The sequence below is a fragment of the Asaia sp. As-1742 genome (genome assembly GCF_011753235.1).
In the GTDB taxonomy this organism is placed as follows: Bacteria; Pseudomonadota; Alphaproteobacteria; order Acetobacterales; family Acetobacteraceae; genus Asaia; species Asaia bogorensis_B.
In genome coordinates this window covers 440,401-467,272 of record NZ_VWWA01000001.1, presented here as the reverse complement: position 1 = coordinate 467,272, position 26,872 = coordinate 440,401, and the positions used below count along the sequence as shown (strand labels likewise).

Sequence of the window (26,872 nt, the reverse complement as noted above, 5' to 3'; positions counted from 1 at the left end):
CCTATTCCTTCATCTGCATGTCGGACATGGCGGACTGCATGTGCATGACCTGACCTGTCGACTTGTCGATGACCGTACCGTTATTGTACTTGGCCACGATGCTGTCGAAGAGATTAGGCTGAACATGCGCGAAATACTTCACCGGCGCTGCTTCCTGAGGAGCGGCGACCTGCGGATAGTCGGCTGAGTCGAGCGAGTCAGACGCGCCCTTCACCTTCTCCACCCACTGATTGAAATCGTCATCCGTCATGGCGAGCGTACGGAACTTCATGTCAGAGAAGCCACGGCCCGTGTAGTGCGCTGCTTCACCCAGGTAATCACCCGGCGCGCTGGCCAGAAGATGGAGCTGCGTCTGCATGCCAGCCATGGCATAGACCTGCGAGCCCAGACGCGGGATGAAGAACGACGTCATGACTGAGTCAGACGTGATGCGGAAGTTGATCGGCGTATTGACCGGCACGGCAAGCTGGTTGACCGTTGCAATACCCTGATCGGGGTAGATGAACAGCCATTTCCAGTCGAGTGCGACAACCTCGACATTGAGAGGCTTGCGCCCGGCTGCCTCGGCCGAATGCAGCGGGCGATAGGGGTCGAGCGTATAGCTCGTCCAGATCGCGATTGCACCCAGGATAACGATGACAACGGCAGGAACACCCCAGACAAAGAACTCAATCTTCGTCGAATGATCCCAGTTCGGCAGATATTCGGCCGAAGTGTTGCTCTCGCGATACTTCCACGCGAAGTACAGTGTCATGATGATGACGGGAATGACGATGCAGAGCATCACACCCAGTTCGATCAGGATGACGTTGCGGTTCTGAATGCCTACCGGGCCACGCGGATCGAGAAGATCGAGCGTACATCCGGAAAGGAAAAACGCCGGCGCCAGCGGCAAGAGCCGCCGCAACTTCGGCAAGAGTCTATTGTTCATTGTCTGCCCCGCTCGTTGAACCGACCGTCAAGCTTTTCGGCTGCGCTACGCTGCCGCTAAACCCGACCACGGCTTGGTCGAACATGGCGACAACACCTTCAGGGGATGTCATCCATCTCTCCTATTCCAGTGAATGGTGCGCATCGCGCCGCACCGTGACATCATCATACGGCTGGAGCCGTATAAAGATGTAACGTTACGTCTGCCGGTGATTTCGACCATCCCGACCACGATCCGCCTCATCCTTGCCTCGCCTTGCTTCAGCAGGACGGCTGATCTCATGATCGGCCATCTGCCTGCACGCTGGGCATCAGTGCCCAGCTCTGTTCTGTTGTTTCCGCCCGATTGGTCTGCAAAGCAAGCACTGATCCTGAATTTTCACGCACCTGTTCACAATTTGAACACAGACATTAGCTTTTAGATTCAGTCTCTTAGGAGACATTACCGCTTTTCTGCCGCATTTCATTGCGGATTTTTTAGATTCAGTTCAGCTAGAAAATACAAGTTAACTAGACTGAAATAGTCTGAATACACAAAACGGGGCGTGCCATGGACACACCCCGCGAAATAAAAAGTCGCAACAGGTCAGTAGTTACCCGTTGTTATTATTACGAACCCCCATGAACTGGAGCAAAAAGGTGAAGAGGTTGATAAAGTTCAGATAAAGCGAAAGCGCATCATAAACACTGCGCTTGCCCATTTCCTCTGGCCCCACATAGGACAGGTAGTATTGATACGTTGCGCGTACGCGCTGCGTGTCGAACGCTGTCAGGACAGTAAACAGCACCACACCAATCAGGCTTACCATGAACGACATGGCCGGGCTGTGAAGGAACATGTTGACCAGGCTGGCGATAACGAGACCAATCAGTCCCATCGACAGAAACGAACCCATCGAACTCAGATCGCGGCGGGTCGTGTATCCCCAGAGCGACATCGCAGCGAATGTTGCTGCCGTCACAAAGAACGTACTTGCCACAGAGGTATGGGTATAAACGATCAGAATATTTGACAGGCTGGCTCCCATCACGGCGCAGAAAGCCCAGAACAGCCCTTGGGCTGCCTGACGCGACAGGCGGTTTACGCCAAACGACATGACCATAACGAAAGCAAGAGGGGCAAAGATTGTGAGCATTCCCAGCCCTGTCGGACGGGTAAGGATGCCACCCGGCGTCAGAACCTGCTGAAAGAACAGATCACGCAACGAGGTTTCGGCCACGGCATAGGCCACGAAACCGGTCAGAACCAGCCCCGCTGTCATCCAGTTATAAACGCTGAGCATGTAGGCGCGCAAACCGGCATCGACCGTATCGACCCTGGCGGCTCCGGTGTTACCCGAGGTATTACCAGATCGAGAATTTGGAACGAAAGCCATGACACCCTTTCCTGAAATTTTGGCCAGATTGGCCTTTTGTCTCTTCAATGTGGCGCTTTTAGCATAGTGGTCAAGGCAACCTTGGGGAACGACATCCTAAGATACATTCGCCATACTGGCCGAAACCACCGCGACTTGGTGCGTTATAAGGCCTGATGATACGACATAAGTGCCCCGTTGCGCCATCGAATTCACCACCCGAGCGCGGGGGTGCATCGTTCCCGTCAGGTCTTTATCATCAGGACGTTCCCGCATCTGCACGGGGCTTGGGGCCCTCCGGCGTACGGAACTCAGGAATTCAACCGCCCTCTTCTTTCCCGTCAGGAAATATCCATGCGTCTGTTCATCGCACTCGATCTGGCCAGCGAACACAAACGCCTTCTTTCCTCCCTGCGTCGCCCTTATTCGGGGGTCACCTGGTATCCGCCTGACACGTATCATCTTACCCTTCGCTTTATCGGGGATGTGAGATCACGCCCCATCATGGAAGAGCTGGATCATGCTCTTGCCGCTGTAACCACCGAGCCTGTGCTGATTGAGCCATGCGGCGTGGGCATCACGACGCAAGGTCTGCGCTCCCGGTTATGGACCGGGGTCGCACCGTCCCGCAGCCTGAACGTTCTGCAGGGCAAGATCGAAACGGCTCTCCGGCGATGCGGCTTTGCGCTGGAGAAGAAGCGCTTCATCCCCCACATATCCTTGGGGGCCTTTGATGGCGAACCGGGTTCCGACATCGTTCGCTGGATTCAGGCAAACAACCTGCTCAGGGCGAGAGCCATAACAAGTGAGCATTTTGTATTGTTCCGCTCTCACAGGGGGGGCGACGCCCCTCACTACGAAGCCTGTGCTGAATATCCGCTTACTTCAGGCGCCCTGCCGTCACTCGAGGCGTGGTCGCTCTAGAGTGCAGAGCTCGAAATCTGGTGAAAGCCTTGCGGATCTGGTCACACGCGTCAAAGCCTGCCGGATCTGCGAGGCGTCGCTGCCCCTGGGCCCCAAACCTCTCATTCATGTCTCACCGACATCGCGTGTTCTCATCGCAAGCCAGGCGCCCGGCACCATTGCCCATGAGAGCGGCAAATCATTTTATGACCCCTCGGGGCGACGGTTGCGGGAATGGATGGCTCTCTCCGAAGAGGATTTCTATGACACGGGCAAAGTGGCCATCCTGCCCATGGGGCTGTGCTATCCCGGTCGCCTGCCGAATGGCGGTGACAGGCCACCTCGTCCGGAATGCGCGCCTGCATGGCGCGATCAGGTTCTGGGGCATCTGAAGGAGCTGCGGCTGATCCTTCTGGTTGGCTCCTACAGCCAGCATTACACGCTGGGGCGTGGATCCGTAACGGATCGCGTGCGTCACTTTCGGGATTACCTGCCCCGTTACTTTCCGCTCCCGCATCCGTCATGGCGAACGGGTGTGTGGGAAAAACGGGCGCCCTGGTTCCGGGAGGAGGTGATCCCAGCATTGCGGGAGGAGATACGTATCGCCTTGGCCTGAACGCCCTGCCCGTTTGCCCAACTCGGCTCAGTTCAGTTCAGCAAATTGAGCTGTCGCATATGCTTGAGTGTCGAAACAACGAACCCCTCCAGCCCCGCGAACAGGATCTGGATACCGATACACAGCAGGATGAGGGCGGCAAGACGGCTTACGATGCGCGCGCCGGTGCGACCGAGTGAACTGACGATCCGCTCGGCATAGGTGTAGAAAATGACCACGGTCAGGGAGACAGCAAGTACCGCAAGGGACAAGCCGATGATGTAGCTGGCAGCCGAGGCCCCGAGGGTACGACCCGAACTTAGGGCAATGGCCACGGCAATACTGCCCGGCCCCACGGTGAAGGGCATGGCGAGCGGAAAGAACGCCCTGTCCCCAAGGTCGTTATCCGCGTTGGCAGTGTCATGGTCGAAAACCTGACGCTCCTTGCGTGCCTCGCTCTCCTCCGGCGCCAGCAACAGTGCCCAAGCACGAGAGGCGACAACGAGGCCACCAGACACGCGCAGGGCATCAATGGTGATTCGAAAGAAGCTGAGGATCCACCCACCCAGCCACACCGACACCATCAGAATGATGAAGGAATAGAAGCCGACGGTCCGGGCCAGACGAACCACTTGTGCTCGTGGGCGACCCAGGGTCGTCTGCGCAAAGATAAGCGAGGCCCCAAGTGGATTGACGATCGAGAACAACGCTGAATAAGCCATCAGCCAGATGGCCGTAACGTCGCTGATCCTGACCTGTTGCGTCAACACATGGGGCAGGTGCATCACCCGGCCCGATCGGCACGGGCCTTGACCGACAGGAAACGTCTCGTGTGCAGAAGGCGTTTGAGCCGTCTGTGCTCACTGCCCAGCACCGCCTTGACCGCCTGCAGATCCTGCGCGAGGCAGCACAGCGCCCCGGTTTCACCCGGACCGTTGGGGCAAACCGTCATGCCGATGTCATGATAGACCCCAAGAAGCGCCTGACCGACCTTGATGAACACGGGATGACGCCCCTCTTCAAGGGCGAGATCGCGCAGGCGCCAGATCGCAGCAATACACTCGGTCTCCGCGCCGGCAGGATCTCCAACACCAATAATGAACTGACCCGTGCGCAGAAACGGGATACCGGCACGGCCATTGTCATTCAAAATCAGTCCGCTCGGGCGACGGGGGCCAAGCTCCTCGAGGGCGTGAGCCAGGTTGCGGTAGAGCGTCTCGCTCTCCTTGTCCCACGGACGCACCAGAACGTGGCTTCGACGCAGCATCTGGATGACGGCCACAATGCCGAGCAGAGCCGAAATGCCAAGCGCCCAGCGAACAACTGAGGTATGCGCATCATAGATCAGCGACCGCCACCATGCATGGCCGAGATGATGACGGAGGGCGAACAGTCCTACGCTGCCGAGGCTGATGATCCAAAGCGTGACCGGCGCCATGAGTGTCGGGCTGAGCGGTTCGGCAAAAAGCTTTGCCTTGCGATAGTAGCATGACCGGAACGGCGCGATGAGAAACATCACCATCATCAGACACAGCGGAATTGCCAGTGGCCCCTGCCGCAGGATGACAAGTGGAATGGCAATCCCCAACAAGGTAAGTGCCGCCCGCCAGGCCGCAGTCACGCGCTGCGCCAGTCCTGCTGCAACTCCCACAAGCATCACCCCGGTCAGGCACAGAAGAAACTCTGCCAGCTGCAACATGAGATGGGTGAATGGCGTGCCAAGGAGAGGCGCAGGAACGGCCACGGCGTAGAACACGAGCAATATCCCGGTCCCGGCCACCACACCTGTCGCGACCGTCACCGAAAAATCGGCCTCGGACTCACGCACCACCTGACTTGGCCGCCGTGCAAACGCACCCGCTGCCGCTCCGCCGCGGCGCCGTGCCCAGGCCGCATCACCACGCAAAAACAGCTCATGAACGGCAAACATGCCACCGGCCAGAAAGAGCGGAATGATGTAATAAAACAGGCGGAAGGTCAGAATAACGCCAAGGATCTGCGGGGTGGGCAGATAGGGCCCAAGCGCCAGAAGCATTGCGCCGTCGAACACGCCTAGCCCACCCGGCACGCTCGCGACCAGACCGGCAGTGTAGGAGGCGATGTAGATGGCGAGAAATGCCGGAAAGCCGATTGCCGCTTCGGGAGGCAACAGGACATAGGCAATCATCGCTGTCATCGCCATGTCGGCGGCGCTGACAATGACCTGTGCCACAGCCACGCGAAAACCCGGCACGTCGAGCGTGTAACGCCAGATACGCATCTGGCGATATCGCAGCGACACGCCGAGATAGGCGAGCACGCAAAGCCAGGCCGCTGCACCACCCAGTTGCAGGAACAGATGGGGCAGATGCGCCACAAGCGGGATATGGCCCGGCTCGAACAGGAACACGCCGCCTATGAGCGCCATCGCACCAAGCAGATAGGTGGTGGAACAAAAGGCGATAATCTGGGCGATGCCGCCGGGCGACACCCCCCAGTTTCGATAGAGCCGAAAGCGCACGGCAGCGCCGGAAATGGCCGAGCAGCCTAGATTATGTGACAGCACATAAGAGCAGAACGCCGCAAAAGCGGTCCGCAGGAACGATTGTCTCGATCCGATATGGTAGCAGGCCAGCCGGTCGTAGAAAGACAGGATAAAATAGGACAGGAAGGTGCAACCTACCCCAGCCAGCAATGCCTGTGCCGGTATGGCCTGAAGAGCCCCCCTTATCTGGGCAAGAGAGAGCGATTTGAGCTCTTTCTGGATAACGTAGATCGCCGCCACCAGAAGAATGAGCCCCAGCAGCGCTGGAAGACGACAGGCCACGCGTCGCCAGGGGCTCGCATGTTTGGCCTCGCCTTCCTCACAGCACGGTGTTGTCTGTTCCTGAACGGTCATAAACCCTCAATCAAGGCTGCTGATCGTCTCTCCACCTGTCAGTTATTGGCATCAGCCACGGCAACATCGCGGGCAAGGGCATTTTCGATCAGCGCCACCGTTTCCGGCAGGCCGAAAAGCGAAGCGAAGATGCCAAAGCGCGGTCCCTCGGTCTGCCCGAGCAAAACCTCGTAGAGACACCCGAACCACGCCTTTAGCGGCTGGATCTGATGTTTCTTGCCAATTTCAAAGACGATATCCTGAACCTGAACAGGAGATAGTCCGGGGTCTGCCAGTTTCAAGGCGTCTGCCAGATCCTGCAGGGCAACGCGCTCCAGATCGGTCGGGGCACGGAACGTTTTGGCCGGACGGACGAACTCCTTGAAATAAACAAGAGCATGGCCGACCAGACGATCGACATAGGGGTGTGTTTCCGGCGAGAGGCTCGGGTCGTAACGGCGCAGGAATTTCCAGAGGGTATCGCTGGTCTCGGCATTGGCGACCGAGGCCAGATTCAGCAAGGCTGTGAACGAGACCGGGCTGGAAAGCCCCTTGTCGAGCGTGCCGCCATGAATGAACCAGGCCGGATTGGCGCGCAGCGTGGTCTCGTCTTCCGTCTCGACAGCCTTGTCCAGATTGGCCAGATACTCATCCATGGCCCGCGGGATGACATCAAAGAACAGGCGCTTGGCGCGTGTCGGCTGGTTGAACATGTACTGCGCCAGACTCTCGGGCGGCGCGTAATGCAGCCACTCCTCGATCGACAGACCATTTCCCTTGGACTTGCTGATCTTCTGGGCGTTCTGGTCCAGAAACAGCTCATAGGTCAGGCCCGCGGGCGGGGCCTTGCCAAGAATACGGCAGATCTTGCTGGACAGCTTGACGCTGTCAATCAGGTCCTTGCCTGACATTTCGTAATCCACGCCGAGCGCATACCAGCGCATGGCCCAGTCGGCCTTCCACTGCATCTTGGCATGACCACCCAGCACGGAGGTCTCGAAATTCTCGCCCGTCTCGGGGTCCTGCCACTGCACGGTTGCGGCAATCGGATCGACCTTGGTCACGGGCACCTGCATGACCTGACCTGTGCGCGGGTGAATGGGCAGCACAGGCGAGTAGGTCGCGCGACGTTCGGCACCCAGCGTGGGCGCAATGGTCGCCACGACCTCGTCATGCACCTCAAGCATACGGCGCAGCGCCGCATCGAAACGACCCGATGTGTAATAATCGGTTGCGGACGCAAACTCGTACTCGAAGCCGAAACGGTCGAGGAATTCGCACAGCATCGCGTTGTTATGCGCCGAAAAACTCTCGAATCTGCCAAACGGATCGGGGATACGGCTCAGTGGCAGGCCGAGATGCTGCGCCAGCATCTCCTGATTGGGGACATTGCCCGGAACCTTGCGCAGCGCATCCATGTCATCGCTGAAAGCCAGCAGACGCGTCTTGCGTCCCGTCAGGCGTTCGTAGGCCAGACGCACCCAGGTCGTACGCGCAACCTCACCGAAAGTGCCGATATGGGGCAGGCCGGAGGGGCCATAACCGGTCTCGAGCAGGGCTGGAGCATCGCCGCCTCGTGCCTCGACATGGGCTACGATTTTTCGCGCCTCCTCGAACGGCCATGCTTTTGGCAGGTCGAGGGCGTCTGGAGTGAGGGAGGCGTTGTTTTTTGCAATGCTGGACATGATTGGTCGAAAACTAGAAATAGTTCCGCCCCGGGTCAAGCAAGTTGGCGTTAGCCCCTCATCTTCACAGGCTGCCCAACGCGCCCATTCCACCCCGCTCCAGGCCGCATATGGCAAAGGAAACGCGCTGCTGGCGGGCGAGCGCGAGTGCGTCTATGGTCAGTGTGATGCCCACACCCTCCCGCGCCTTACCTTATGATGCCCCTGCCCTTGTAACGACCAGAGCGCGGGCGTCGGTTCTGACACCGGATGGCGAGCTTCTCTCCCTCGACGCGAATGAGGCGGCACAGCTGCTGGCGACGCTCCCCCCGCCGCTGCTGATTCACGGTCCGGCCACAATCAGACGACTGGGTCTCACGCCACCGGGTCAGGTCGTGCCGTGGTTCGATCTGCTCGAACTGTTCCTGTTTCTCTTTCCCACACGCCCTGTCGTGCCGACCCCTCGGGGTATGGCGTTGGCATTGGGGATTATGGCCCCCGACCCGTGCGAGGCCGATTTTCTGCATCAGCTTCTCGAAATGCTGCGCCAGAGCCTCACCCGTCTGGCAGAGACAGGCGAGGCGGACACCATGCGGGCCCTGCTTCCGCTTCTGTCCCGTGCAGGCTGGGCCTGGGCGGCGTTTGTCGAGACGGAACTGGCGGCAACGTCTTCAGCACAGCGCCATCCCTACGAGGCGTTGCGCGTCTGGCGGCGTCTGCCGCGCTGGGAGGAGATGGCGCAAAGACCACCGCCGGGAAGCCGCCCCGTCAGCCCCGTCGAGGCGCGTGCACGCCTCTCGGCCATACTGGGTGACAAGGCCGAGACGCGCCCGGGACAGGCCGATTATGCCTCGGCTGTGACCCACGCCCTGACCCCACGCGAAGGGTTCGGGATACCGGAAATTGTGCTGGCGGAGGCCGGAACCGGGACAGGCAAGACACTTGGCTATATCGCCCCGGCAAGCGTCTGGGCCGAACAGAATGATGGACCGGTCTGGATCTCCACCTATACGCGGCATCTGCAACGGCAGATCGAGCAGGAGCTGCACCGCCTCTATCCCGATGATGCCGAACGCCGAAATACAGTTGTTCTGCGCAAGGGACGGGAAAACTATCTCTGCCTTCTGAACATGGAAGACGCAGTCAACACGCTGGCGTCGAGACCGAACCCCTCACCTGCTGCCCTTGTCGGCCTGTCCATGCTGGCCCGCTGGGCTGAAGCGACCGAAGATGGCGATCTGATGGGGGGCGACCTGCCAGGCTGGTTTGGCGATATCTTCGGTACCAGCACGATCTATGGCATGGCTGACAGACGGGGCGAGTGTATCCACGGCGCCTGCCCGCATTATCAGACCTGCTTTGTCGAACATTCCATTCGTCGGGCACGCAGCGCCAATCTCGTGATCGCCAATCATGCTCTTGTGCTTTCGCAGGCAAGCTGGGCCAGCCTTGCACGTGACGATGTGCCTGATGAGGACCAGCTTCCAACGCGCTATTTCTTCGATGAGGGGCATCACCTGCCTGAGGCGGCGGATAGCGCGTTCTCTCTTGCTCTTTCGGGGCTGGAAGCGGCAGAGCTGCGACGCTGGCTGCTCGGCGCCGAGGGCAGCCGCTCGCGGGCGCGCGGATTACGCCGAAGGCTGGAGGACCTCGTTGCCACCTCCCCGGCGCTGGAATCGCCGCTGGATGCCATTCTTTCTGCGGCTCATGCCCTGCCCGCACCGGGTTGGCTCGGTCGCCTCAATGGGGAGAATGACGCGACGGAGCCGGAGGTGCCGGAGCTGATCACCAACAGCGCCGAACAGTTTTTCCGGGCGCTCAGAGCGCAGCTTGAAGCGCGCCGTATTGGCGCAGCGGGACAGGACACGTCCGAATGTGAGCTTCACCCGGCAGGTGATATGCTCAGGGGGGCGGCAGACCCTTTCGATACGGCGCTACGACGCCTGCTCACGCCACTCGAAACCCTCGTCGAGCGTCTCAAGGCCCTGTTGAGCGAGCCGGATGACGCGCTGGAAGCGGCGCAGAGGCTGCGTATCGAGGCCATGATACGCTCGATCCGCCGGCGGGCCATTTCCCGCCTGGAGGGCTGGATCGCCATGCTCGACACCGTGCTGGGCGATACCCCTGAAACGGGCAGCGCATTCATCGATCTCATCAGGCTCGAATATGTCCCCGGCCGCCCGGGCGAGCGCGATATCGGTCTGCACCGTCACTGGCGCGACCCGACCATTCCCTTTGCCTCGGTCATGCAGGGGCCGGCGCATGGCATACTGATCACCTCGGCCACATTGCGTGACCAGACGCCCCCGCAGGGTGAGAGCGGCCCTGATCCCCGTCTGGTCGAACAGGGATGGCAGGCAGCCGAGACGCGACTGGGTACGCCGCATTTCATCAAGCCGCCCATGCGGGCCTCGCTGCTCAGCCCGTTCGACTACGCCAGCCAGACACGCGCGCTGATCGTCACGGATGTTCCACCGAACGATCTCGATGCGCTGGCAAGCGCCTACAGGCTGCTTTTCATGGCGGCGGAAGGCGGTGCGCTGGGGTTATTCACCGCGATCTCCCGCCTGCGCGCCGTGCATCAGCGGATTGCGGCACCGCTGGAGGAAGCAGGCTTGCCGCTTTACGCGCAGCATGTCGATACGATGGATAATGCCACCCTGGTCGATATCTTTCGCACCGAGCTTCATTCCTGCCTGCTCGGCACAGATGCGATGCGCGACGGCGTGGATGTGCCGGGTCAGGCGCTACGTCTGGTCGTTTTCGAGCGTACAACGTGGCCGCGCCCCGATATCCTGCATCGCGAGCGGCGCAAGGCGCTCTCCCCCGACGACCCGCGCGATTACGACGACCGTCTCACGCGTATGAAACTGCGTCAGGCTTTTGGTCGGCTGATACGCAAGGGCGATGACTGCGGGGTATTCGTCATTCTCGATCGACGCATGCCCTCACGCCTCCTTTCCGCTTTTCCTGAAGGCGTCGCTGTCGAGCGTGTGAGCCTCGCACAGGCGGTGCGGCAGATCGGGGAGTTCCTCCCTCGTGAGCCCCACGCCGTAACGAAAAGTGATACGCACGATGTCTGACACAGCCCTCGTGACCATGTTCGGGGATGTCCTCATCCCCAACGGGACAGAGACTCCCGATATGGGGGCGACCGGGCCAGGAACGCCCGGAATGGGGACAAACGGAACAACTGATAGCCTCACGCCGAATACAAACAGTCCCATTCGCGGCACGGTTCTGGAGGGCACTGGGCAAACCCTGCTCGGCATCGATACGCAACGCCGCCTGTTGCTCAATGCACCTGCCGGGTGGAACCTGCATCAGACAGCGCCCGCCGTGTATCAGCTGCGCGACGCCTCTGGCGCGATCTGGTCGCACGCCCCTGACGGCTCACGCGACCGGGTCATGGAGCGCGCCAGCTGGAGCGATCTCGTTTGCCTCAGCCTGCGCCGCTTTCCGGTCATTGCGCCAGCACAGATATCATCCGAGCCCATGCCGCGTCTGTTGCATTACATCTGCAATGATGTGGCGACACTGGACCCCGCCATTGCAGCCAATATCGAGCGCACGGCCCAGATGAATTCGGGATGGTCGCTCAGGCTGTGGGACGAGGCTGCACGTTTCGACTTCATATCCGAGCATTATGGCTGGGACATGCTGAAAATATACCTGATGATTGGCGGGGAATACGGCGCCGCCAAGGCCGATTTCTTCCGTTATCTGCTGATCTACAAGCTGGGTGGGGTTTATCTCGACCTCAAATCGACCACATCGCGACCGCTGGATATGATGATACGCGCGGACGATGCGTATCTGCTCTCGCAATGGAACATGTCAGGCTCCGGGCTGCACAAGGGATGGGGCATTGGTGCCTCAATCGCCCATGTTCAGGGTGGAGAATATCAGCAATGGTTTCTCATCGCCCGGCCCGGTCATCCTTATCTGAGGCGGGTGATCCAGCTCGTGATGACCAAGATCCTGACCTACCGCCCCGAGGTGCATGGCGCGGGCGCGGTCACGACATTCAATATCACGGGCCCGCACGCCTATACCAAGGCGATCTATCCAATCAGAACCGCTGACCCACACAGGGTATTCGATGCTGAAAGCGAGGGGCTGGTCTACTCGGTCATCGAGGATCATCGTGCGCGCAGTGGCAGCAACTACCGAGAAGCCCGGACGCCCATCGTGACCGGTAACGAGTCCTATCGCCTGTAAGGCAGCCAGCCTTCGCGCAGCCGGACATGCAACACTCAAAACGAAGCAAGGCCGTCGAACGCAGGGTCCGACGGCCTTTTACACAAGGCGTTCGCGCCCCTCACACGAGGCGCATCACCCTTGGGGCAGGATCAGAAATTGACCCCCGCCTGAAGGAAGACATAGCGGCCATAATAAAGATCGCCATAAAGACCGGCAGCGCTGTTGGTCGAGGCATCGGCCACGAAAGGCGGCTGCTTGTCGAACAGGTTGTTCACACCGGCCTGGAACGTCCACTTGTTCAGACGATAATCAATCGTCAGATCATGCGAGAACACGCCGGGAGTCTTGTAGCGCCCATAACCAAGGGCCGTGCTCAGATCCTGCGATCCGTTGTTCCACACCATGCCACCCGTATATTTCATCATATAGGTGACACCCCAGTTGCCATGCTGCCAGTTGACCGTGGCGTAATCGCGCACGCGCGGCTGGCCTGTGCCCGACTGGTACATCAGACGACCGGCATAGTTGTACCACTGTCCGCCCGGCTCGTTCTGCTGCAGATAGCTGATGAGCTGCTGGAAGTTGTTGCCCAGCGTCACCACATCCCTGGGTGTAACACGAATACGATAATCAAGGTCGAAATCGATACCGCTCGTGCGCAGACCGCCAATATTGGCATAGTAGTCCGTCACAGAGTTCAGCTGGCTGGTGCTCGAGACGCGTGTGATGTTGTTGCAGTAATTCGTGCTGGCCCCTGTGTAGCACTGGTCAAGAATATACTGTGAGCTCAGATACGAGATCATGTTCTTGATCGTGTAATGCCAGTATTCCACCGAAGCAGAGAGACCCGGCACCCAGCGCGGTGTGATCACCGTACCGATTGTGTAGGTGCGGCCGGTTTCCGGCTTCAGCGAGGCGTTACCGCCATAAAGCGTCGGCACCTGACCCGAGTTTGCCGCAACAAAGGTTGAGGTATTGATGCCCTGCTTGGCGCAGTTGGCTACGACATTGGCCGAGAGCGATCCATAGGAGCTGGCCTGGGCGCAGGGATCGGTTGCCGAGGCATAACCAAGGCTGCCACCTGAATAGAGCTCATACACATTCGGCTGGCGATAGGAGCTGCCAATCGTTGCGCGGAAACGGATATCGCGGATCGGCGCCCAGTTGATCGAGGCCTTCCAGTTCTTGGTGCCACCAAAGGTGCTGTAGGACGAATAACGCCCCTGCGCATCGATGGTCAGATCCTTGGCGAGAAAGACGTCTCGCAGAAGCGTCGCCTTGCCTTCGAGATAACCTTCCGTGACGTTGAATCCACCACCGGTATAGGAGGCCGAGTTGGTGAGCGTGTCGCCTGACGCCACAACAGCATCAGGGTGATAGGCAAGCTGCTCGCCACGATGTTCCATGCCCAGTGCAAAGCCCAGATCGCCGCCGCCCTTCCAGGGCATGGTGGCAACATGGTTGTTGTGCATACGCAGGTTCAGGTCGCGCAGCTGGTAATAGTAATGATCATGGCTCGTGTAGTTCGAATAAGCCGCAGCCGCCGAGGAAAGGGGCTTGAACGGATCGGACAGTACACAACCGGCAGAGGCCTGACAGACCGACGGGTTATAGACGAGCGCAGAACTTGAATCGGTCGGATCGACCTGCTGCAGACCGTATTCCTGCAGAAGCTTGGCATAGTTGCCCACACCCGACATCTGCGATGTCACCTGGTTCCAGCCATAGGTGTAGGACAGATCGTACATCCAGCCATGGGTGATCTCGCCCTTGGCGCCTGCAATGGCGGTGTAGGTATCGGTCGCTGTCTCGGTACGACGGTTACCCCATTCGCCGTAACGCTTGTACATCAGCACGTCTTCGCCAAACGTGTTGTATGGCGCATCAGCCGGGATCACGAGGCTGGACGGCAGGTTGGACGGGTAGATGCTGCCCGTCATCGGCTCCGGCGCCAAGGTGGTGCTGGAGGTACGGTGGCTGTACTGGAAATTGGCATAGGGCGTGAAATGGCTGTTCACGTCATAATGCGCGTCGAAAGACAGCGTGGAGTTCTGCAGCGAGTTGGTCAGGGATTGCTGCGAGCCATAATTATAGCGATCTGCAGAGGTGGCCGTGTGGTAGCCGGTCCCACTGGCATTGGGGATATAAGTCCCTGAATCAGTAAAATACTTGCCCGTTGTCGGGATTGATGAACCATAGAGCAGGTCGGACGCGTCGGTCGGATCGTTGATCTGCACATTGCGTGACCAGGCGCGGTTGCGCTGCATGATCCCGCTCTTGGTCATGTATGACCCGAACAGTGTAACGTTGCCCTTGCCGTGATCGAAATTCCAGCCCTTGTAGCCGGAAATCTGACCCGTCTGGCCGTCACCGACATCGGTGATCCCGCCGCGAACGGTAATGTTCGCGTCATTCAGGTCATGGCGCATCTTGATGTTGATCACGCCTGCAACGGCGTCGGCACCATAGAGTTCGGAGCCGCCATCCTTGAGGATTTCGATGCTCTGAACCTGATAGACGTTGATCGTGTTCAGATCGACGCAGCTGTTATTGCCGTTGAGCGTGGTGCGCTTGCCATCGATCAACACCAGCGTACGGTTCTGGCCAAGGTTACGCAGATCCACGCAGGACGATCCGCCCGTACCGTTCGTCTGCGAATTATAGGTACCCGACGAACCGACAGAAGGCAGGCGCTGTAGATAATCGCCTACCGTGGTGGCGCCTGTCTGCAGGATCTGCTTGGACGTCACGATCTGGACCGGGTTGGCATTGGCGTTGTTCGAGGTACTGAGCGCCGAACCGGTCACCACAATGTTTTCACTGCCACCCCGCGCCCCACGACCGGAAACCGGCGCGAATGTGTCGTTGCTGGCCGAGATCGAGCGGACACCGGCACCCTGCGCAGCCGGACGAACGAGCGGTGCGGCGGAGGCTGCAGGAGCGGTGGTTGCCTGGTTGCGCGCAGCAACGGGGGTTGTCTTTCTGGCCGTGCGCTTGTGGGCCTTGTGTGAGGGTGCCGTTGCAGACTGGGCGGCGTGGGCCAGCTGCGCCTGACCAAGAACCAGACCTGCACCAACTGTGGAGACAAGAAGCAATCGCCGCTTGTTTCTGATGATCTTCATAGTGTTTTCGACCTCCAAAAGGCGTTCTGGGAGCGAAAAGATTTCACAAACGAAATCACGTCCAGAGGCTTATTGCAGATCAAATCGCGCAGACACTGATCATTGTATTTTTATCACAGAGTTACTTACGGTTGTTGTAAACTGAACTCATATCTTACCTTTGGTTATTCGAATTACACTTCTGAAATAATCAGAATCATTCGGAAACGTCGCGCGATATGGCAGTGTCGGGGGCAAAAGACGACCAGCAGGCAAGTGACTGATCTGCGCGCAAGCCAATCGCCGTGAGGCACGGCACCGTCGGGTGTGCTGTATCCCGCCTTCAGGCGACCTTCTCCCTGGCATGGAACGCTTACGCGCTTGGGATGCGGAAAAACGCCGTGAAGGCTTTCAGTGCAGCCGGGACGTGCCTTCGGGAGGGATAATAGGCATGAAAGCCCTCCCCCAACGACGCCCACTCAGGCAGAACCAGTTCAAGTTGGCCATTATCGAAAGCAGGCTGGGCTCTCTTTTCGAGACAATAGAACAACCCGCCCCCGGCGGTGGCGCAAGCCAGCGACAGTTCGCTATCGCCAAGAATGACCTGCCCCGGCACGTCGAGCACGCATTGCCTCGACCCCTCACCCAGTTCCCATGGATAAAGGCGACCTGTGCCGGTGCGGATACGGATGCAGCGATGCTGCATCAGATCCTCAGGCTGCTGCGGACGACCCATTGCGTCGAGATAAGCCGGCGCGCCGACGACAACCCAGTTCAGATCGCCCGTCAGGCGGGTCGCAATCATGCCCTCGGGAACAGTGCCCCCGTAGCGTATGCCTGCGTCAAATCCTTCCGAAACGATATCCACCACACGATCATCAACCACGATATCCAGTTCAATTGCCGGATACTGCGCCATGAATCCCGCCAGTCGGGGCGCCAGCAGCAGATTGGCCGCATCCCGCAGCGTCGTGATCCGCAGCCGGCCGGAAGGCGACGCGCGAAACGCATCAAGTGCCGCGAGAGTGGCATCAATCCGCGCGAATTGCGGAGCAATTTCTGCCAGGAGCATTTCGCCAGCGCCTGTCAGCCTGACCTGACGCGTCGTACGGTGAAACAGCCGCACCGCGAGTTTGCGCTCAAGCTGCGTCATGGCGTGACTCAATGCTGATCCCGTCACGCCACGCAGCGAGGCAGCCCGTGCGAAACTGCCCGCCTGGGCAATAGCGATAAAGCTTTCGAGACTGTCCTTACTCACACCGCTCGCGGCCATTTATGAGCTATCCTCATCACTGCACCAAGTTTGACTCAACAAACTACTGAGGTGTGCACCTGTTCCATATCCCCGTGATCAATCGGGTTACTTTCAAGGACAGGATTTTCATCATGACCCATCGCCCACTCGCCTTCGTTACCGGCGCTTCCTCGGGTATCGGCCTCGAACTCGCTCTCGAATTTGCGCGGAACGGGTATGACGTTGCCATTTCCGGATCGAGCGCACAGATCTTCACAGCAGCCACGAACATCGAGGCCCTGGGCGTTTCTGCGTATCCCCACCGCGCGGATGCAGCGTCGGCTGAGGGCGTGGATAGTTTCTGGCAGTTCATCATTGAACTGGGGCGGCCTGTCGACGCCGCGGCCCTCAATGTCGGGATTGGTCTGGGGGGTGCTTTCATCGACACCGCCCTGGAAGACGATCTGCGAGTGATCGCCATCAACATCAGTGGCACCGTGCGCATGGCGAAGCATGTGGCACGTCATATGGCCGCGCAGGGCCGTGGCCGCATCCTGATCACCTCGTCGGTTTCAGCGACTTTGCCCACGCCTTTCGAGACCGTCTACGGGCCCTCGAAAGCTTTTGGCTTTATGTTCGCAGAATCCCTGCGCGAGGAACTGAAGGAAAAAGGCGTAAGCGTAACGGCCCTGCTGCCCGGCGCCACCGATAGTCGTTTTCACAAGAATGCCGGTATGGCCAGCAGCGCCATTGATCAGGGTCACAAGAATGACAAGACCCTAGTAGCCCGGCAGGGTTATGAGGCTCTCATGAATGGCCTGGACCATGTGGTAGGCGGCGATGAAGAGACGAAGCGGGCGGTAGAGGAAAACCGCGTGACCCCAGAGCCCGTCAAGGCAGCGCGCCACGCCCGACTGACGCGCCTGCATTCCTGAGCACCCAGGAGGGCTCATGCGCCTTCCCCGGGATCATAAACCCCGGTGGAGACTGAGCCATGACTTCTCAGAGCGACTGGCCGCCTGACACCTCGATGCGCTGCGCGTTGACCCAGCGGTTATCGTCCGAGAGAAGCGAGGCGATCATCGGGCCGATATCATCAGGCTGGCCGACACGCCCCAGCGCCGTGTTCTGGGTGATATGACGGGCAATCTCGGGGTTATCCCGCACGGCGCCACCGGAGAAATCGGTCTGTATGGCGCCGGGTGCCACGACATTGACCGTAATGCCTCGCGGGCCGAGTTCCTTCGCCATATAGCGCGTCATGGTCTCGACTGCGCTCTTCATCGAGGCATAGACGATGCGACCCGGAAAGGTGAAGCGTGTCAGGCCGCTGCTGATATTCAGAATACGTCCGCCATCCGCCAGAAGGGGCAAGAGCGTCTGTGTCAGGAAGAACGGCCCCTTGAGATGTTCGCCATACATGCGGTCGAACTCGGCCTCGGTGGTATCTGCCAGGCCGCCATTATGGGCACTGCCAGCGTTATTGATCAGATAGTTAAAATGGGACAGGCCCCATTGGCCCAGAATGTCCTTCACCTGCCCGGCGAAGACGCTGAAACTGTCGCTGCTGCCCATATCGAGTTTGAGCGTGGCAGCCTTCACACCGGATTGCTCTGCCAGAGCGACAACGGCCTCCGCCGCCTCCCGATTACCCTGATAGGTCAGAATGACGCCAATGCCTCTCCGGGCAAGAGCCTCGACGGTGGCTCGGCCCAGGCCACGGCTACCGCCCGTTACAAGCGCGATGCGATGAATGGAAGTCATGGTGATATCCCCTCGTTTCGATACGCAGAGGAGACCATGCGCGCTGGCTTGCGATAAGCCGCGCATTCCTGTCATCATTATTCACCATAACAGAACAATCGGCAGGGCGCGCTCATGGACAGACTGGCCAGTATCGAGCTTTTCCTGCGCGTCATCGAGCGCGGCAGCTTCAGCGCAGCGGCCTCTTCCTGCGGTGTTTCACGACCCGCTGCGAGTGCTGCCATACAGGCGCTGGAACGGCGTCTCGGCACGAGGCTGTTGCATCGCTCCACACGTCACGTTCAACCCACAGAGGAAGGCAAACTCTACTACGCCCATTGCCGCTCGATCGTCGCTTCACTCGAGGAGGCCGACCGGTCCATCGGCTCAGCGCTGAGCGGCGTGATCCGTCTCGATACGGTCGGGCATCTTGCACGCACCATTATCCTGCCCGCTTTGCCCGATTTCCTGTCCCGTCATCCGGGGCTTACCGTGCATCTGGGCGAGGGCGAGAGGCTCGTCGATCTTTTGCGTGAAGGCGTGGATTGTGTGGTACGCGGCGGCCCCCTGCCCGATAGCGACATGATGGCCCGCCCGCTGTGCCTGCTTCCGGAAATCACGGTGGCCAGCCCTGATTATCTTGCCCGTCATGGCACGCCCCGTGACCCGGACGATCTGGACGGGCATTGCATGATCGGCTTTGCCTCGTCCCGCACGAAGCAGGTCCTGCCGCTGGAATTCAGCGTTGGCGGCCAGCTTGTCGAGCGTATCCTGCCAGCTCGGCTTCTCGTTTCCGGCGCGGAATCCTCAGCGACAGCAGCGTGCCTCGGGCTTGGTCTGGCCCAGGCGCCGCGTTATCGCTTCGAGGCTGAACTGGCACGCGGTGCGCTGGTCGAGGTGCTTTCTGCATTTCCTCCGGCCCCGACGCCCCTCACGCTTCTCTACCCCAGCAACAGGCAGCTCCCACCGCGCGTACGCGTTTTCATGGACTGGCTGATCGACATCTTTTCTGCGTTCGACAGAAACAATCGCAAACAGGCAGAAAAATGAAACGCCCGTTTTCCGGCCTCACGTTTTGAACGGAGGGGTTAGGGTGATCTCATGCTGTTCGATCTTCCCTCCCATGACACGCTCTATAAGGCGCTTCTTGCGCGCGATCCCCGATATGACGGACGGGTTTTCGTGTGTGTTGGAACGACGGGAATATTCTGCCGTCTGACATGCCCGGCACGCAAACCCCTCGCCACCAACTGCACCTTTCGCGACAGCGTGCGCAGCTGCATCGAGGCCGGGTTCCGCCCCTGCAAGCGATGTCACCCGCTCCAGGGCGGCGCCGCTCATGACCCCCTCATTGCCGGGTTACTTGACAGGCTCGAAGCCAATCCGGGCCGGCGCTGGAACGAGCAGGATCTCGTGGCCCTCGGGTTGGACCCTTCAACTGTCAGGCGCAGCTTCAAGCGGCATTTTGACATGACCTTTCTTGATATGGCCCGGCAGCGTCGCCTGCGCGACGGCTTCCTGACCCTCTCCCAGGGAGAGTCAGTCATCTCCGCCCAGCTCGATTCAGGATTTGAGTCGGCCAGCGCCTTCCGTGAGGCCTTTTCCAGACTGATCGGTTGTGCGCCCGGCACGCTGCAGCAGGGCGGTCTGTTGCAGGCCAGCTGGATTGCAACGCCGCTGGGCGACATGCTGGCGGTATGCTCGACGCGTCACCTGCACCTTCTCGAATTCATTGATCGCAAGGCCCTCCCGCGCGAGCTCAAAGCCCTGCAAGCGGCGCTCAAATCACCTCTCGGTCTTGGCGGAACCCGGGTGACAGAGCAGGCACACGCGGAACTCAACGCCTATTTCGCGGGCGTATCAGCCCGTTTCGCGACACCCCTCGCCCCCCAGGGATCGGAGTTCACACGCCGCGTTCATCGCGCCCTTCAGGACATCCCACCTGGCGAAACACGCAGCTATAGTGCCCTTGCCCGTACCATCGGCCACCCGGGTGCAGTCCGCGCCGTGGCACGCGCGAATGGCGCCAATTGCATCGCGCTCATGATCCCGTGCCATCGGGTGATCGGCGCAGATGGCACCCTGACAGGCTATGGCGGCGGATTATGGCGCAAGCAACGCCTGATCGAAATCGAGCGTTCATTCAGCGCCCGGATCACAGCATAGGTTCCGCCATCTCATTTTCCTGCCGGTGAAGCCTGCTGCCCCAGCCAGAATACCGGCATCATGGCAGCGCGGCGAACACAGGAAATCCATGACAGGCGCGTTATCTCTGCGCTCGACTAACCTAAACAGCGGCAAGGCTGACAAATGAGACTGGCGCGGCCTTTCGAAAACAACCTGCACAAGAAGCACATCAAGGTCGTATACGCGTAGTCGACTGGCAACAGCGATACAGTGACGGGCGATGTGCACTGGACGTGCCCCGCCGCTCCGCCCTTTCGTTACGATAGTGTTACTTGATGCGACACAGCGTGGCTGTAACAGTAACGTCGCTCTCGCAACGACGGGACGAATACTGCACAGGGATCCGCAGCAATATGTCTTTTCCTCAGCCGCCATCCAGACTGCCCGTTCAGCTGCCTTCAGGAGCGATCAAGCTTGGCGTAGTCGCACTGGGTGCTGTCGCGATTATCGCTGTGCTCAATCCATTCTACCAGATCGCTTCAGGCTATTGCGGCATCCTGACCAATTTCGGTTCAGTCCAGCCCAACGCTCTCGAGCCCGGGCTGCATATCGCCATACCGGTCTATCAGAAGATCATCTCAGTCTCGACCCAGCCGCAGACCATTACCTCGCATGAGCAGGCTGCCACGCACGACCTTCAGGACGTGCGCACATCTGTCTCGGTAACGTTCCACATCGCACAGGCTGATGCCCCGGGTTTTTATCGTGATTTCCGCACGCTGGACATGCTTGCGCGCCGTATCATCGAACCCACGGTCTCGAATGACGTGAAGGCCATTACGGCCAATTATAACGCAGAGGAACTCATCACGAAGCGTGATCTGGTTGACGGGCAGATCAAGGATCTGATCATCCGGTCGCTTCAACCCTACCACCTGACCATTCATTCTGTGAACACAGCGAATTTTGCGTTCTCAACAGCCTATGCACAGGCCATTGAGGCCAAGCAGGTCGCCCAGCAACAGGCGCTTCAGGCCCAGTACACGTTGCAACAGACGCAGATCTCGGCGCAGGCGCAGGTCGTACAGGCCAAGGCGCAAGCCGACGCCGCCATCGCCACAGCGCAGGGACAGGCGCAGGCACTATTGGTGACCTCGCAGGCGCAGGCAAAAGCCAATAGCCTGGTCTCGCAATCCCTGACGCCGGCGCTGTTGCAGCAGAAGGCGCTTGATCGCTGGTCGGGCACCATGCCGACCTATCTGAGCGCAGGCGCTCCCCTGCCCTTCATCGGCACCATGGATGCGGTTCAGAAGTAAGGAGACGACACCTTGTTGATGACGGGACTTTCTTTCGAAAAAGGCCCCTCATCACGTCGACGCTCATCCGGCCTTCTCTCCAGGCTGGAACACAGATCGGATAGGCCATCGACCGGGGATCACTCCCTGCCTGATCTGGCACGTTTTCTGCCCCCGCGACCATCAAGGGGATCAACGCTACAAATCTGACTGGTCATGTCCAAAGCTGCGATCCCGACCCGTTTACCTGTTCTCCTAAGATGACGAAGCCTACGGGCAGTGATCTCACCAATACGCCGCCCATAAAAAAACCGCCCTGTCTTGCGACAGGGCGGCTCTTTCGTAACCTCGATGGAAAGGCGCTGGATCAGAAATCCATATCGCCCATGCCACCCATGCCACCCGGACCACCGGCCGGAGCGGCCTTCTTCTCGGGCTTTTCGGCAACCATGGCTTCCGTGGTGATCAGCAGGCCAGCAACCGAAGCTGCATCCTGCAGAGCCGTACGGACAACCTTGGTCGGATCGATGATGCCAGCAGCCACCAGATCCTTGTACTCGGCGTTCTGAGCGTCGAAACCGTGCGTGTACTCGTTGATCTCGAGCACCTTGCCAGCGATGACAGCGCCATCTTCACCAGCATTGAACGCGATCTGACGCAGCGGAGCCTGCAGGGCCTTGCGGATGATGTCCGCACCAACGCGCTGGTCGTCGTTCTGGAAGGACAGGTCCTTCAGGGCAACGGAAGCGCGGGCAAGAGCCGTACCACCACCCGGAACGATGCCTTCTTCAACAGCGGCGCGGGTTGCGTGCAGCGCGTCATCAACGCGATCCTTACGCTCCTTCACCTCGACTTCGGTGCTGCCACCGACGCGGATAACGGCAACGCCACCAGCCAGCTTGGCCAGACGTTCCTGCAGCTTCTCACGGTCATAGTCCGAGGTGGTTTCCTCGATCTGCGCGCGGATCTGTGCACAACGGCCCTTGATGTCGTCCGTGTTACCGGCGCCTTCAACGATCGTGGTGTTTTCCTTCTCGATATGCACCTTCTTGGCGCGACCGAGCATGTCGAGCGTGACGGTTTCGAGCTTGATGCCGATGTCTTCGCTGATGACCTGGCCGCCCGTCAGGATGGCGATGTCTTCCAGCATGGCCTTGCGACGGTCACCGAAGCCAGGAGCCTTGACAGCAGCAATCTTGAGGCCACCGCGCAGCTTGTTGACGACCAGCGTGGCCAGAGCCTCGCCATCGACGTCTTCCGCGATGATCATGAGCGGACGGCCGGACTGCACAACGCTCTCGAGCAGCGGCAGCATGGGCTGAAGCGAGGACAGCTTCTTTTCATGGATCAGGATGTAGGGGTTATCCAGATCCGCCATCATCTTTTCGGCGTTCGTCACGAAATACGGCGAGATATAGCCGCGGTCGAACTGCATGCCCTCGACAACGTCGAGCTCGGTGTGGAGGCCCTTGGCTTCCTCAACCGTGATCACGCCTTCGGAACCAACCTTCTGCATGGCCTGCGAGATCATCTCGCCGATTTCATGCTCGCCATTGGCCGAGATCGTGCCGACCTGAGCCGTTTCGGCCGGGGTCGTGATCTTGCGGGTGTTCGCCTTCAGCTCTTCAACAACGGCTGCAACAGCCTTGTCGATGCCGCGCTTCAGATCCATCGGGTTCATGCCAGCGGCAACAGCCTTGGCACCCTCACGGATGATGGCCTGTGCCAGAACGGTCGCGGTGGTCGTGCCGTCACCAGCGATGTCGTTGGTCTTCGAGGCCACTTCGCGCACCATCTGGGCGCCCATGTTCTCGAACTTGTCAGCCAGTTCGATTTCCTTGGCGACGGAAACGCCGTCCTTGGTGATGCGCGGTGCGCCGAAGCTCTTGTCCAGAACAACGTTGCGACCCTTCGGGCCCAGCGTGACCTTCACAGCGTCAGCCAGGATGTCTACGCCACGCAGCATACGCTGGCGGGCATCAGCGCCGAATCTTACGTCTTTGGCAGCCATAATCTTTTCTCCAGTAGAGGTTCAGTGTGCGAAAATGGGGAGGCTGGAAATCAGCCGATCACACCCATGATGTCGCTTTCCTTCATGATCAGCAGCTCTTCGCCGTTGATCTTCACCTCGGTGCCGGACCACTTGCCGAACAGCACGCGATCGCCAGCCTTGACGTCCAGTGCTACCAGCTGACCCTGCTCATTGCGGGCACCCGGACCAACGGAGACGATTTCGCCTTCCATGGGCTTTTCCTTGGCGGTGTCCGGAATGATGATGCCACCGGCCGTCTTCTGCTCGCCCTCAAGGCGGCGAACGACGACACGGTCATGCAAAGGCCGAAAATTTGTCATAATGGATCGCTCCACTCTATCTCTAAGGCGGCGCCCTTGCTCAAAAGCAACGCCGCCGGTTTGCGCGCCCGCTAAGCCGCAGCGCGTTAGCACTCCCGTAGCGAGAGTGCCAAACAGGTAAGAGAGCCCCCGCCCAGCGTCAAGACCCCCGCCATATCTGCCACCTGAATTTCATCAAAAAATCAGTAAGCCGGCGCTTGTTCATTTCCCGGCCGGGAGACGTTCGATCAGTTGCCCTCATCAGGCAAATGCGGCGCCTCCTCAAGCCGGGCGCCATCGATCTCGCGCTTAACACGGTTCTTCTCCTGCGTTGTTCTGGCGCGCTCGCCCTTGCTCTGCCCGAAGAGATGCCGGTTTTCATCAGCCTGCCGAGCATCCTTCTCACGCGCCAGACGTTTGCGTACCCGACGCAGGTTGACGATCTCTGCCATGTTATCGTTGCTCCTGATTAAGATGAACAAGCAAGAAGGAGGGCCGTTCCATGGGACGCCTGATATCCCTGACCGCCTCGGATACGCATCATTTTTCTGCTTATGAGGCAGGCGACGCCAAGGCACGTCGCGCTCTCGTGGTGGTTCAGGAAATCTTCGGCCTTACCGATCACATCCGTGCCGTGTGCGATGAACTCGCAGAGCGTCATGGCTATCATGTGATCGCCCCTGCCCTGTTTGATCGTGCAGAGCGCGATGTGGTTCTCCCCTATGATTCCGAAGGCATGACCGAGGGCCTCGCCTTGCGCGAGAAAATCAGCCCTGATGCATTGCAGGCCGATATCACCGCGGCTTGCCATGCCCTGAATCATCACGGTCACTCGAAGGTCGGCATACTGGGTTTCTGCTGGGGCGGTCTCGTAGCATGGGAGGCCGCGACCCGTACGCGCAACTTCGCGGCTGCCTGCGCCTGGTATGGCGGCGGAATTGCAGCGCTCAGCCACGAAAAGCCCCATTGCCCGGTGCAACTGCATTTTGGCGGTGAGGACGACCATATCCCCCACACCGATATCAACACCATTCGCGAAAACAGGCCCGAGGTCGAGATCTTCGTCTATGACGATGCTGGCCACGGCTTTGGCTGCAATGATCGTCCGAGCTTCAACAAGCCGGCCCGGGACCTCGCTTATGAGCGCAGCATGGCGTTCTTCGAAGCCCATCTCTGATACCTTACACTCTCAGTCAGGAAATCCATCATGTCCGCAGACAGCACCAATCCGCTCGTTGACAGTCCTGAACGCGATGCCCGCATTGCCGCCAAGGCAAAGGAACTCTGGGAAGCCGATGGCAAGCCTGGATGCGGGCCTGAGGCCTACCATGAGAATGCCTCGGAAATTATCGGCATGGAGGAGCACCCGCACGCGGGAGAGATTCCCGTGAAGGATCTGCCTGACCCGCAATTTGCTGATGTTCAGGTAGAGAACGCTGAAATCCAGCAGAATCTCGGAGAGTTTCCCGAGCGTCAGACCGACCAAGGGGACCGTGAGCATTTCCCGGAGAAGCAGGATCAGGCCTGATCACGCCGGCCTACATGGAAATTGGGCAGATGCTTCCGGCAGTAAGACGCGGGAAGTGCTTCGCTCCAACGAGACAGGTCAGTTCTCAGCGCAGAACGCGGCCTGCAACGGCATCCAGCTTTGCCAGCATGGCAGGGTCACGTGATGCCGGAGCTGTGATGATCGCATGATCCAGCGCCCGCTCTGCACCCGAGGGGCACAGGCCGCGCTTCTTGCCGAGTTCAGGAATGATGGCCTTGACCAACGCCTTCGCCTTGGCGGCGTTCTGGGTCATGACGGCCACAACCGCATCGACCGTCACGGAGTCATGGTCGTCGTGCCAGCAATCGTAATCTGTCACCATGGCAATGCTGGCATAGCACATCTCGGCTTCACGGGCGAGTTTGGCCTCTGGCATGTTGGTCATACCGATGACCGAGCAACCCCACTGACGGTATAGCTCGCTCTCTGCGCGGGTCGAGAATTGCGGTCCCTCCATCACGAGATAGGTTCCACCACGCACCATTGGCACGCCAATCTTTTCGGCCTGTTCGGCAATAACATCGCCCATACGGCCCGAAACCGGATCGGCCATGCCGACATGGGCCACGCAGCCACGACCAAAAAAGGTCTTTTCACGCGCAAACGAGCGGTCGATGAACTGGTCAACCAGAACGAACTGTCCCGGAGGCAGATCCTCACGCAGCGAGCCGACAGCGGAAAGCGAGACAATATCGGTCACGCCAACGCGCTTGAGCGCATCGATATTGGCGCGGAAATTGAGTTCTGACGGCGGAATAGGATGACCACGGCCATGGCGCGGCAGGAACACGCAGCGCACACCGTCCAGCCGGCCAAACAGCAATTCGTCGGAGGGCTCACCCCAGGGAGTTTCGACCCGACGCCATTCCTTTTCTTCCAAACCGTCGATGTCATACAGCCCAGACCCGCCAATAAGGCCGATCACGGGTTCGATGATCACGTTTTCAGTCATGCCGAACTGCCTTTGCTCTGTGTCGGTAAATGT

Annotated in this window: 23 protein-coding genes; 11 read left to right on the top strand and 12 right to left on the bottom strand. The window is 59.5% G+C overall.

All coding sequences use genetic code 11. The annotated features are described in order from the left end of the window. Position 1: 1 nt before the first annotated feature. On the bottom strand, positions 2-931 hold the full coding sequence (gene cyoA, locus F3J08_RS01960; RefSeq protein ID WP_122039943.1) for a ubiquinol oxidase subunit II: 930 nt from the start codon (positions 929-931) through the stop codon (positions 2-4). A 133-nt stretch (positions 932-1,064) separates the two neighbouring features. Between cyoA and F3J08_RS01955 the strand changes: the two genes are divergently transcribed. Next, positions 1,065-1,352, top strand: a complete 288-nt coding sequence (locus F3J08_RS01955) for a hypothetical protein (RefSeq protein WP_166928209.1) — start codon at positions 1,065-1,067, stop codon at positions 1,350-1,352. A gap of 171 nt (positions 1,353-1,523) precedes the next feature. On the opposite strand, the gene F3J08_RS01950 is transcribed toward F3J08_RS01955, so the two are convergent. Further along, positions 1,524-2,306 (bottom strand): Bax inhibitor-1/YccA family protein, encoded by a 783-nt coding sequence (locus tag F3J08_RS01950; RefSeq protein WP_166928208.1) that lies wholly within the window; start codon positions 2,304-2,306, stop codon positions 1,524-1,526. A 333-nt stretch (positions 2,307-2,639) separates the two neighbouring features. On the opposite strand from F3J08_RS01950, the gene thpR reads away from it, so the two are divergent. Together thpR and F3J08_RS01940 are read left to right on the top strand one after the other, a co-directional pair. Then, on the top strand, positions 2,640-3,209 hold the full coding sequence (gene thpR / locus F3J08_RS01945; protein WP_166928207.1) for an RNA 2',3'-cyclic phosphodiesterase: 570 nt from the start codon (positions 2,640-2,642) through the stop codon (positions 3,207-3,209). Between the two features lies 1 nt (position 3,210). Continuing rightward, the gene (locus tag F3J08_RS01940; protein ID WP_166928206.1) at positions 3,211-3,804 is read left to right on the top strand and encodes a uracil-DNA glycosylase family protein; all 594 of its coding nucleotides are present in this window, start codon (positions 3,211-3,213) and stop codon (positions 3,802-3,804) included. A 32-nt stretch (positions 3,805-3,836) separates the two neighbouring features. Here F3J08_RS01940 and F3J08_RS01935 read toward each other — a convergent pair whose 3' ends face one another. From F3J08_RS01935 to F3J08_RS01925, 3 genes are read right to left on the bottom strand one after another with little or no spacing between them, the layout of a single operon-like run. After that, a complete protein-coding gene (locus F3J08_RS01935) occupies positions 3,837-4,568 on the bottom strand; it encodes a MarC family protein (protein WP_166928205.1) in 732 nt (243 codons plus the stop codon). Continuing rightward, positions 4,568-6,661: a lysylphosphatidylglycerol synthase domain-containing protein gene (locus F3J08_RS01930; protein WP_166928204.1), complete on the bottom strand. Its 2,094-nt coding sequence runs from the start codon at positions 6,659-6,661 to the stop codon at positions 4,568-4,570. Before F3J08_RS01930 ends, F3J08_RS01935 begins: the two co-directional genes overlap by 1 nt. A 38-nt stretch (positions 6,662-6,699) precedes the next feature. Beyond that, a complete protein-coding gene (locus tag F3J08_RS01925; protein ID WP_166928203.1) occupies positions 6,700-8,325 on the bottom strand; it encodes a lysine--tRNA ligase in 1,626 nt (541 codons plus the stop codon). 167 nt (positions 8,326-8,492) lie between these two features. Between F3J08_RS01925 and F3J08_RS01920 the strand changes: the two genes are divergently transcribed. Both F3J08_RS01920 and F3J08_RS01915 read left to right on the top strand, forming a co-directional pair. Next, the gene (locus F3J08_RS01920) at positions 8,493-11,387 is read left to right on the top strand and encodes an ATP-dependent DNA helicase (RefSeq protein WP_166928202.1); all 2,895 of its coding nucleotides are present in this window, start codon (positions 8,493-8,495) and stop codon (positions 11,385-11,387) included. Further along, a complete protein-coding gene (locus F3J08_RS01915; protein WP_166928201.1) occupies positions 11,380-12,525 on the top strand; it encodes a glycosyltransferase family 32 protein in 1,146 nt (381 codons plus the stop codon). The genes F3J08_RS01920 and F3J08_RS01915 overlap by 8 nt, the downstream gene beginning before the upstream one ends. Positions 12,526-12,656: 131 nt before the next feature. Here the strand turns inward: F3J08_RS01915 and F3J08_RS01910 are convergent, their stop codons facing one another. Both F3J08_RS01910 and F3J08_RS01905 read right to left on the bottom strand, forming a co-directional pair. Beyond that, positions 12,657-15,629, bottom strand: coding sequence for a TonB-dependent receptor domain-containing protein (locus tag F3J08_RS01910; protein ID WP_166928200.1), 2,973 nt, complete (start codon positions 15,627-15,629; stop codon positions 12,657-12,659). A gap of 352 nt (positions 15,630-15,981) precedes the next feature. Next, the gene (locus F3J08_RS01905) at positions 15,982-16,881 is read right to left on the bottom strand and encodes a LysR substrate-binding domain-containing protein (RefSeq protein WP_166928199.1); all 900 of its coding nucleotides are present in this window, start codon (positions 16,879-16,881) and stop codon (positions 15,982-15,984) included. A gap of 113 nt (positions 16,882-16,994) precedes the next feature. Here F3J08_RS01905 and F3J08_RS01900 point away from each other — a divergent pair, with 113 nt between their 5' ends. After that, positions 16,995-17,777 (top strand): SDR family oxidoreductase, encoded by a 783-nt coding sequence (locus F3J08_RS01900; protein ID WP_166928198.1) that lies wholly within the window; start codon positions 16,995-16,997, stop codon positions 17,775-17,777. A 67-nt stretch (positions 17,778-17,844) separates the two neighbouring features. Here the strand turns inward: F3J08_RS01900 and F3J08_RS01895 are convergent, their stop codons facing one another. Further along, the gene (locus F3J08_RS01895; RefSeq protein ID WP_166928197.1) at positions 17,845-18,606 is read right to left on the bottom strand and encodes an SDR family NAD(P)-dependent oxidoreductase; all 762 of its coding nucleotides are present in this window, start codon (positions 18,604-18,606) and stop codon (positions 17,845-17,847) included. Between the two features lie 114 nt (positions 18,607-18,720). On the opposite strand from F3J08_RS01895, the gene F3J08_RS01890 reads away from it, so the two are divergent. The 3 genes from F3J08_RS01890 to F3J08_RS01880 all read left to right on the top strand — a co-directional run bounded on the left by F3J08_RS01890 (position 18,721) and on the right by F3J08_RS01880 (position 22,028). Next, on the top strand, positions 18,721-19,635 hold the full coding sequence (locus F3J08_RS01890) for a LysR family transcriptional regulator (RefSeq protein ID WP_166928196.1): 915 nt from the start codon (positions 18,721-18,723) through the stop codon (positions 19,633-19,635). Between the two features lie 51 nt (positions 19,636-19,686). Continuing rightward, the gene (locus F3J08_RS01885; RefSeq protein ID WP_166928195.1) at positions 19,687-20,751 is read left to right on the top strand and encodes a bifunctional transcriptional activator/DNA repair enzyme AdaA; all 1,065 of its coding nucleotides are present in this window, start codon (positions 19,687-19,689) and stop codon (positions 20,749-20,751) included. A 374-nt stretch (positions 20,752-21,125) separates the two neighbouring features. After that, complete coding sequence (locus F3J08_RS01880; protein WP_166928194.1) at positions 21,126-22,028, top strand: prohibitin family protein; 903 nt, start codon at positions 21,126-21,128, stop codon at positions 22,026-22,028. Positions 22,029-22,374: 346 nt separating this feature from the next. Here F3J08_RS01880 and groL read toward each other — a convergent pair whose 3' ends face one another. The 3 genes from groL to F3J08_RS01865 form a co-directional block, all read right to left on the bottom strand. After that, complete coding sequence (gene groL, locus F3J08_RS01875) at positions 22,375-24,018, bottom strand: chaperonin GroEL (RefSeq protein ID WP_023978433.1); 1,644 nt, start codon at positions 24,016-24,018, stop codon at positions 22,375-22,377. A gap of 50 nt (positions 24,019-24,068) precedes the next feature. After that, a complete protein-coding gene (groES, locus tag F3J08_RS01870; RefSeq protein ID WP_023978434.1) occupies positions 24,069-24,359 on the bottom strand; it encodes a co-chaperone GroES in 291 nt (96 codons plus the stop codon). Between the two features lie 227 nt (positions 24,360-24,586). Further along, positions 24,587-24,790 carry a DUF4169 family protein gene (locus F3J08_RS01865; RefSeq protein WP_166928193.1) on the bottom strand — a complete coding sequence of 68 codons (204 nt, stop codon included), beginning with the start codon at positions 24,788-24,790 and terminating at the stop codon, positions 24,587-24,589. Positions 24,791-24,840: 50 nt separating this feature from the next. Here F3J08_RS01865 and F3J08_RS01860 point away from each other — a divergent pair, with 50 nt between their 5' ends. Further along, positions 24,841-25,515 carry a dienelactone hydrolase family protein gene (locus tag F3J08_RS01860; RefSeq protein ID WP_166928192.1) on the top strand — a complete coding sequence of 225 codons (675 nt, stop codon included), beginning with the start codon at positions 24,841-24,843 and terminating at the stop codon, positions 25,513-25,515. Positions 25,516-25,545: 30 nt separating this feature from the next. After that, positions 25,546-25,866, top strand: coding sequence for a DUF2934 domain-containing protein (locus F3J08_RS01855; RefSeq protein WP_166928191.1), 321 nt, complete (start codon positions 25,546-25,548; stop codon positions 25,864-25,866). 85 nt (positions 25,867-25,951) lie between these two features. Here the strand turns inward: F3J08_RS01855 and F3J08_RS01850 are convergent, their stop codons facing one another. After that, on the bottom strand, positions 25,952-26,839 hold the full coding sequence (locus F3J08_RS01850) for an S-methyl-5'-thioadenosine phosphorylase (protein WP_166928190.1): 888 nt from the start codon (positions 26,837-26,839) through the stop codon (positions 25,952-25,954). Positions 26,840-26,872 lie beyond the last annotated feature (33 nt).

Excerpts from the sequence above, each read along its gene's own strand:
- F3J08_RS01910 (WP_166928200.1), bottom strand. The coding sequence starts at position 15,629 with ATGAAGATCATCAGAAACAAGCGGCGATTGCTTCTTGTCTCCACAGTT.
- F3J08_RS01850 (WP_166928190.1), bottom strand. The coding sequence starts at position 26,839 with ATGACTGAAAACGTGATCATCGAACCCGTGATCGGCCTTATTGGCGGG.
- F3J08_RS01900 (WP_166928198.1), top strand. The coding sequence starts at position 16,995 with ATGACCCATCGCCCACTCGCCTTCGTTACCGGCGCTTCCTCGGGTATC.
- groL (WP_023978433.1), bottom strand. The coding sequence starts at position 24,018 with ATGGCTGCCAAAGACGTAAGATTCGGCGCTGATGCCCGCCAGCGTATG.
- cyoA (WP_122039943.1), bottom strand. The coding sequence starts at position 931 with ATGAACAATAGACTCTTGCCGAAGTTGCGGCGGCTCTTGCCGCTGGCG.
- F3J08_RS01890 (WP_166928196.1), top strand. The coding sequence starts at position 18,721 with ATGGACAGACTGGCCAGTATCGAGCTTTTCCTGCGCGTCATCGAGCGC.
- F3J08_RS01855 (WP_166928191.1), top strand. The coding sequence starts at position 25,546 with ATGTCCGCAGACAGCACCAATCCGCTCGTTGACAGTCCTGAACGCGAT.
- F3J08_RS01950 (WP_166928208.1), bottom strand. The coding sequence starts at position 2,306 with ATGGCTTTCGTTCCAAATTCTCGATCTGGTAATACCTCGGGTAACACC.
- F3J08_RS01925 (WP_166928203.1), bottom strand. The coding sequence starts at position 8,325 with ATGTCCAGCATTGCAAAAAACAACGCCTCCCTCACTCCAGACGCCCTC.
- F3J08_RS01895 (WP_166928197.1), bottom strand. The coding sequence starts at position 18,606 with ATGACTTCCATTCATCGCATCGCGCTTGTAACGGGCGGTAGCCGTGGC.
- F3J08_RS01915 (WP_166928201.1), top strand. The coding sequence starts at position 11,380 with ATGTCTGACACAGCCCTCGTGACCATGTTCGGGGATGTCCTCATCCCC.
- thpR (WP_166928207.1), top strand. The coding sequence starts at position 2,640 with ATGCGTCTGTTCATCGCACTCGATCTGGCCAGCGAACACAAACGCCTT.
- F3J08_RS01885 (WP_166928195.1), top strand. The coding sequence starts at position 19,687 with ATGCTGTTCGATCTTCCCTCCCATGACACGCTCTATAAGGCGCTTCTT.
- groES (WP_023978434.1), bottom strand. The coding sequence starts at position 24,359 with ATGACAAATTTTCGGCCTTTGCATGACCGTGTCGTCGTTCGCCGCCTT.
- F3J08_RS01865 (WP_166928193.1), bottom strand. The coding sequence starts at position 24,790 with ATGGCAGAGATCGTCAACCTGCGTCGGGTACGCAAACGTCTGGCGCGT.
- F3J08_RS01880 (WP_166928194.1), top strand. The coding sequence starts at position 21,126 with ATGTCTTTTCCTCAGCCGCCATCCAGACTGCCCGTTCAGCTGCCTTCA.
- F3J08_RS01920 (WP_166928202.1), top strand. The coding sequence starts at position 8,493 with ATGCCCACACCCTCCCGCGCCTTACCTTATGATGCCCCTGCCCTTGTA.
- F3J08_RS01955 (WP_166928209.1), top strand. The coding sequence starts at position 1,065 with ATGGTGCGCATCGCGCCGCACCGTGACATCATCATACGGCTGGAGCCG.
- F3J08_RS01930 (WP_166928204.1), bottom strand. The coding sequence starts at position 6,661 with ATGACCGTTCAGGAACAGACAACACCGTGCTGTGAGGAAGGCGAGGCC.
- F3J08_RS01905 (WP_166928199.1), bottom strand. The coding sequence starts at position 16,881 with ATGGCCGCGAGCGGTGTGAGTAAGGACAGTCTCGAAAGCTTTATCGCT.
- F3J08_RS01935 (WP_166928205.1), bottom strand. The coding sequence starts at position 4,568 with ATGCACCTGCCCCATGTGTTGACGCAACAGGTCAGGATCAGCGACGTT.
- F3J08_RS01860 (WP_166928192.1), top strand. The coding sequence starts at position 24,841 with ATGGGACGCCTGATATCCCTGACCGCCTCGGATACGCATCATTTTTCT.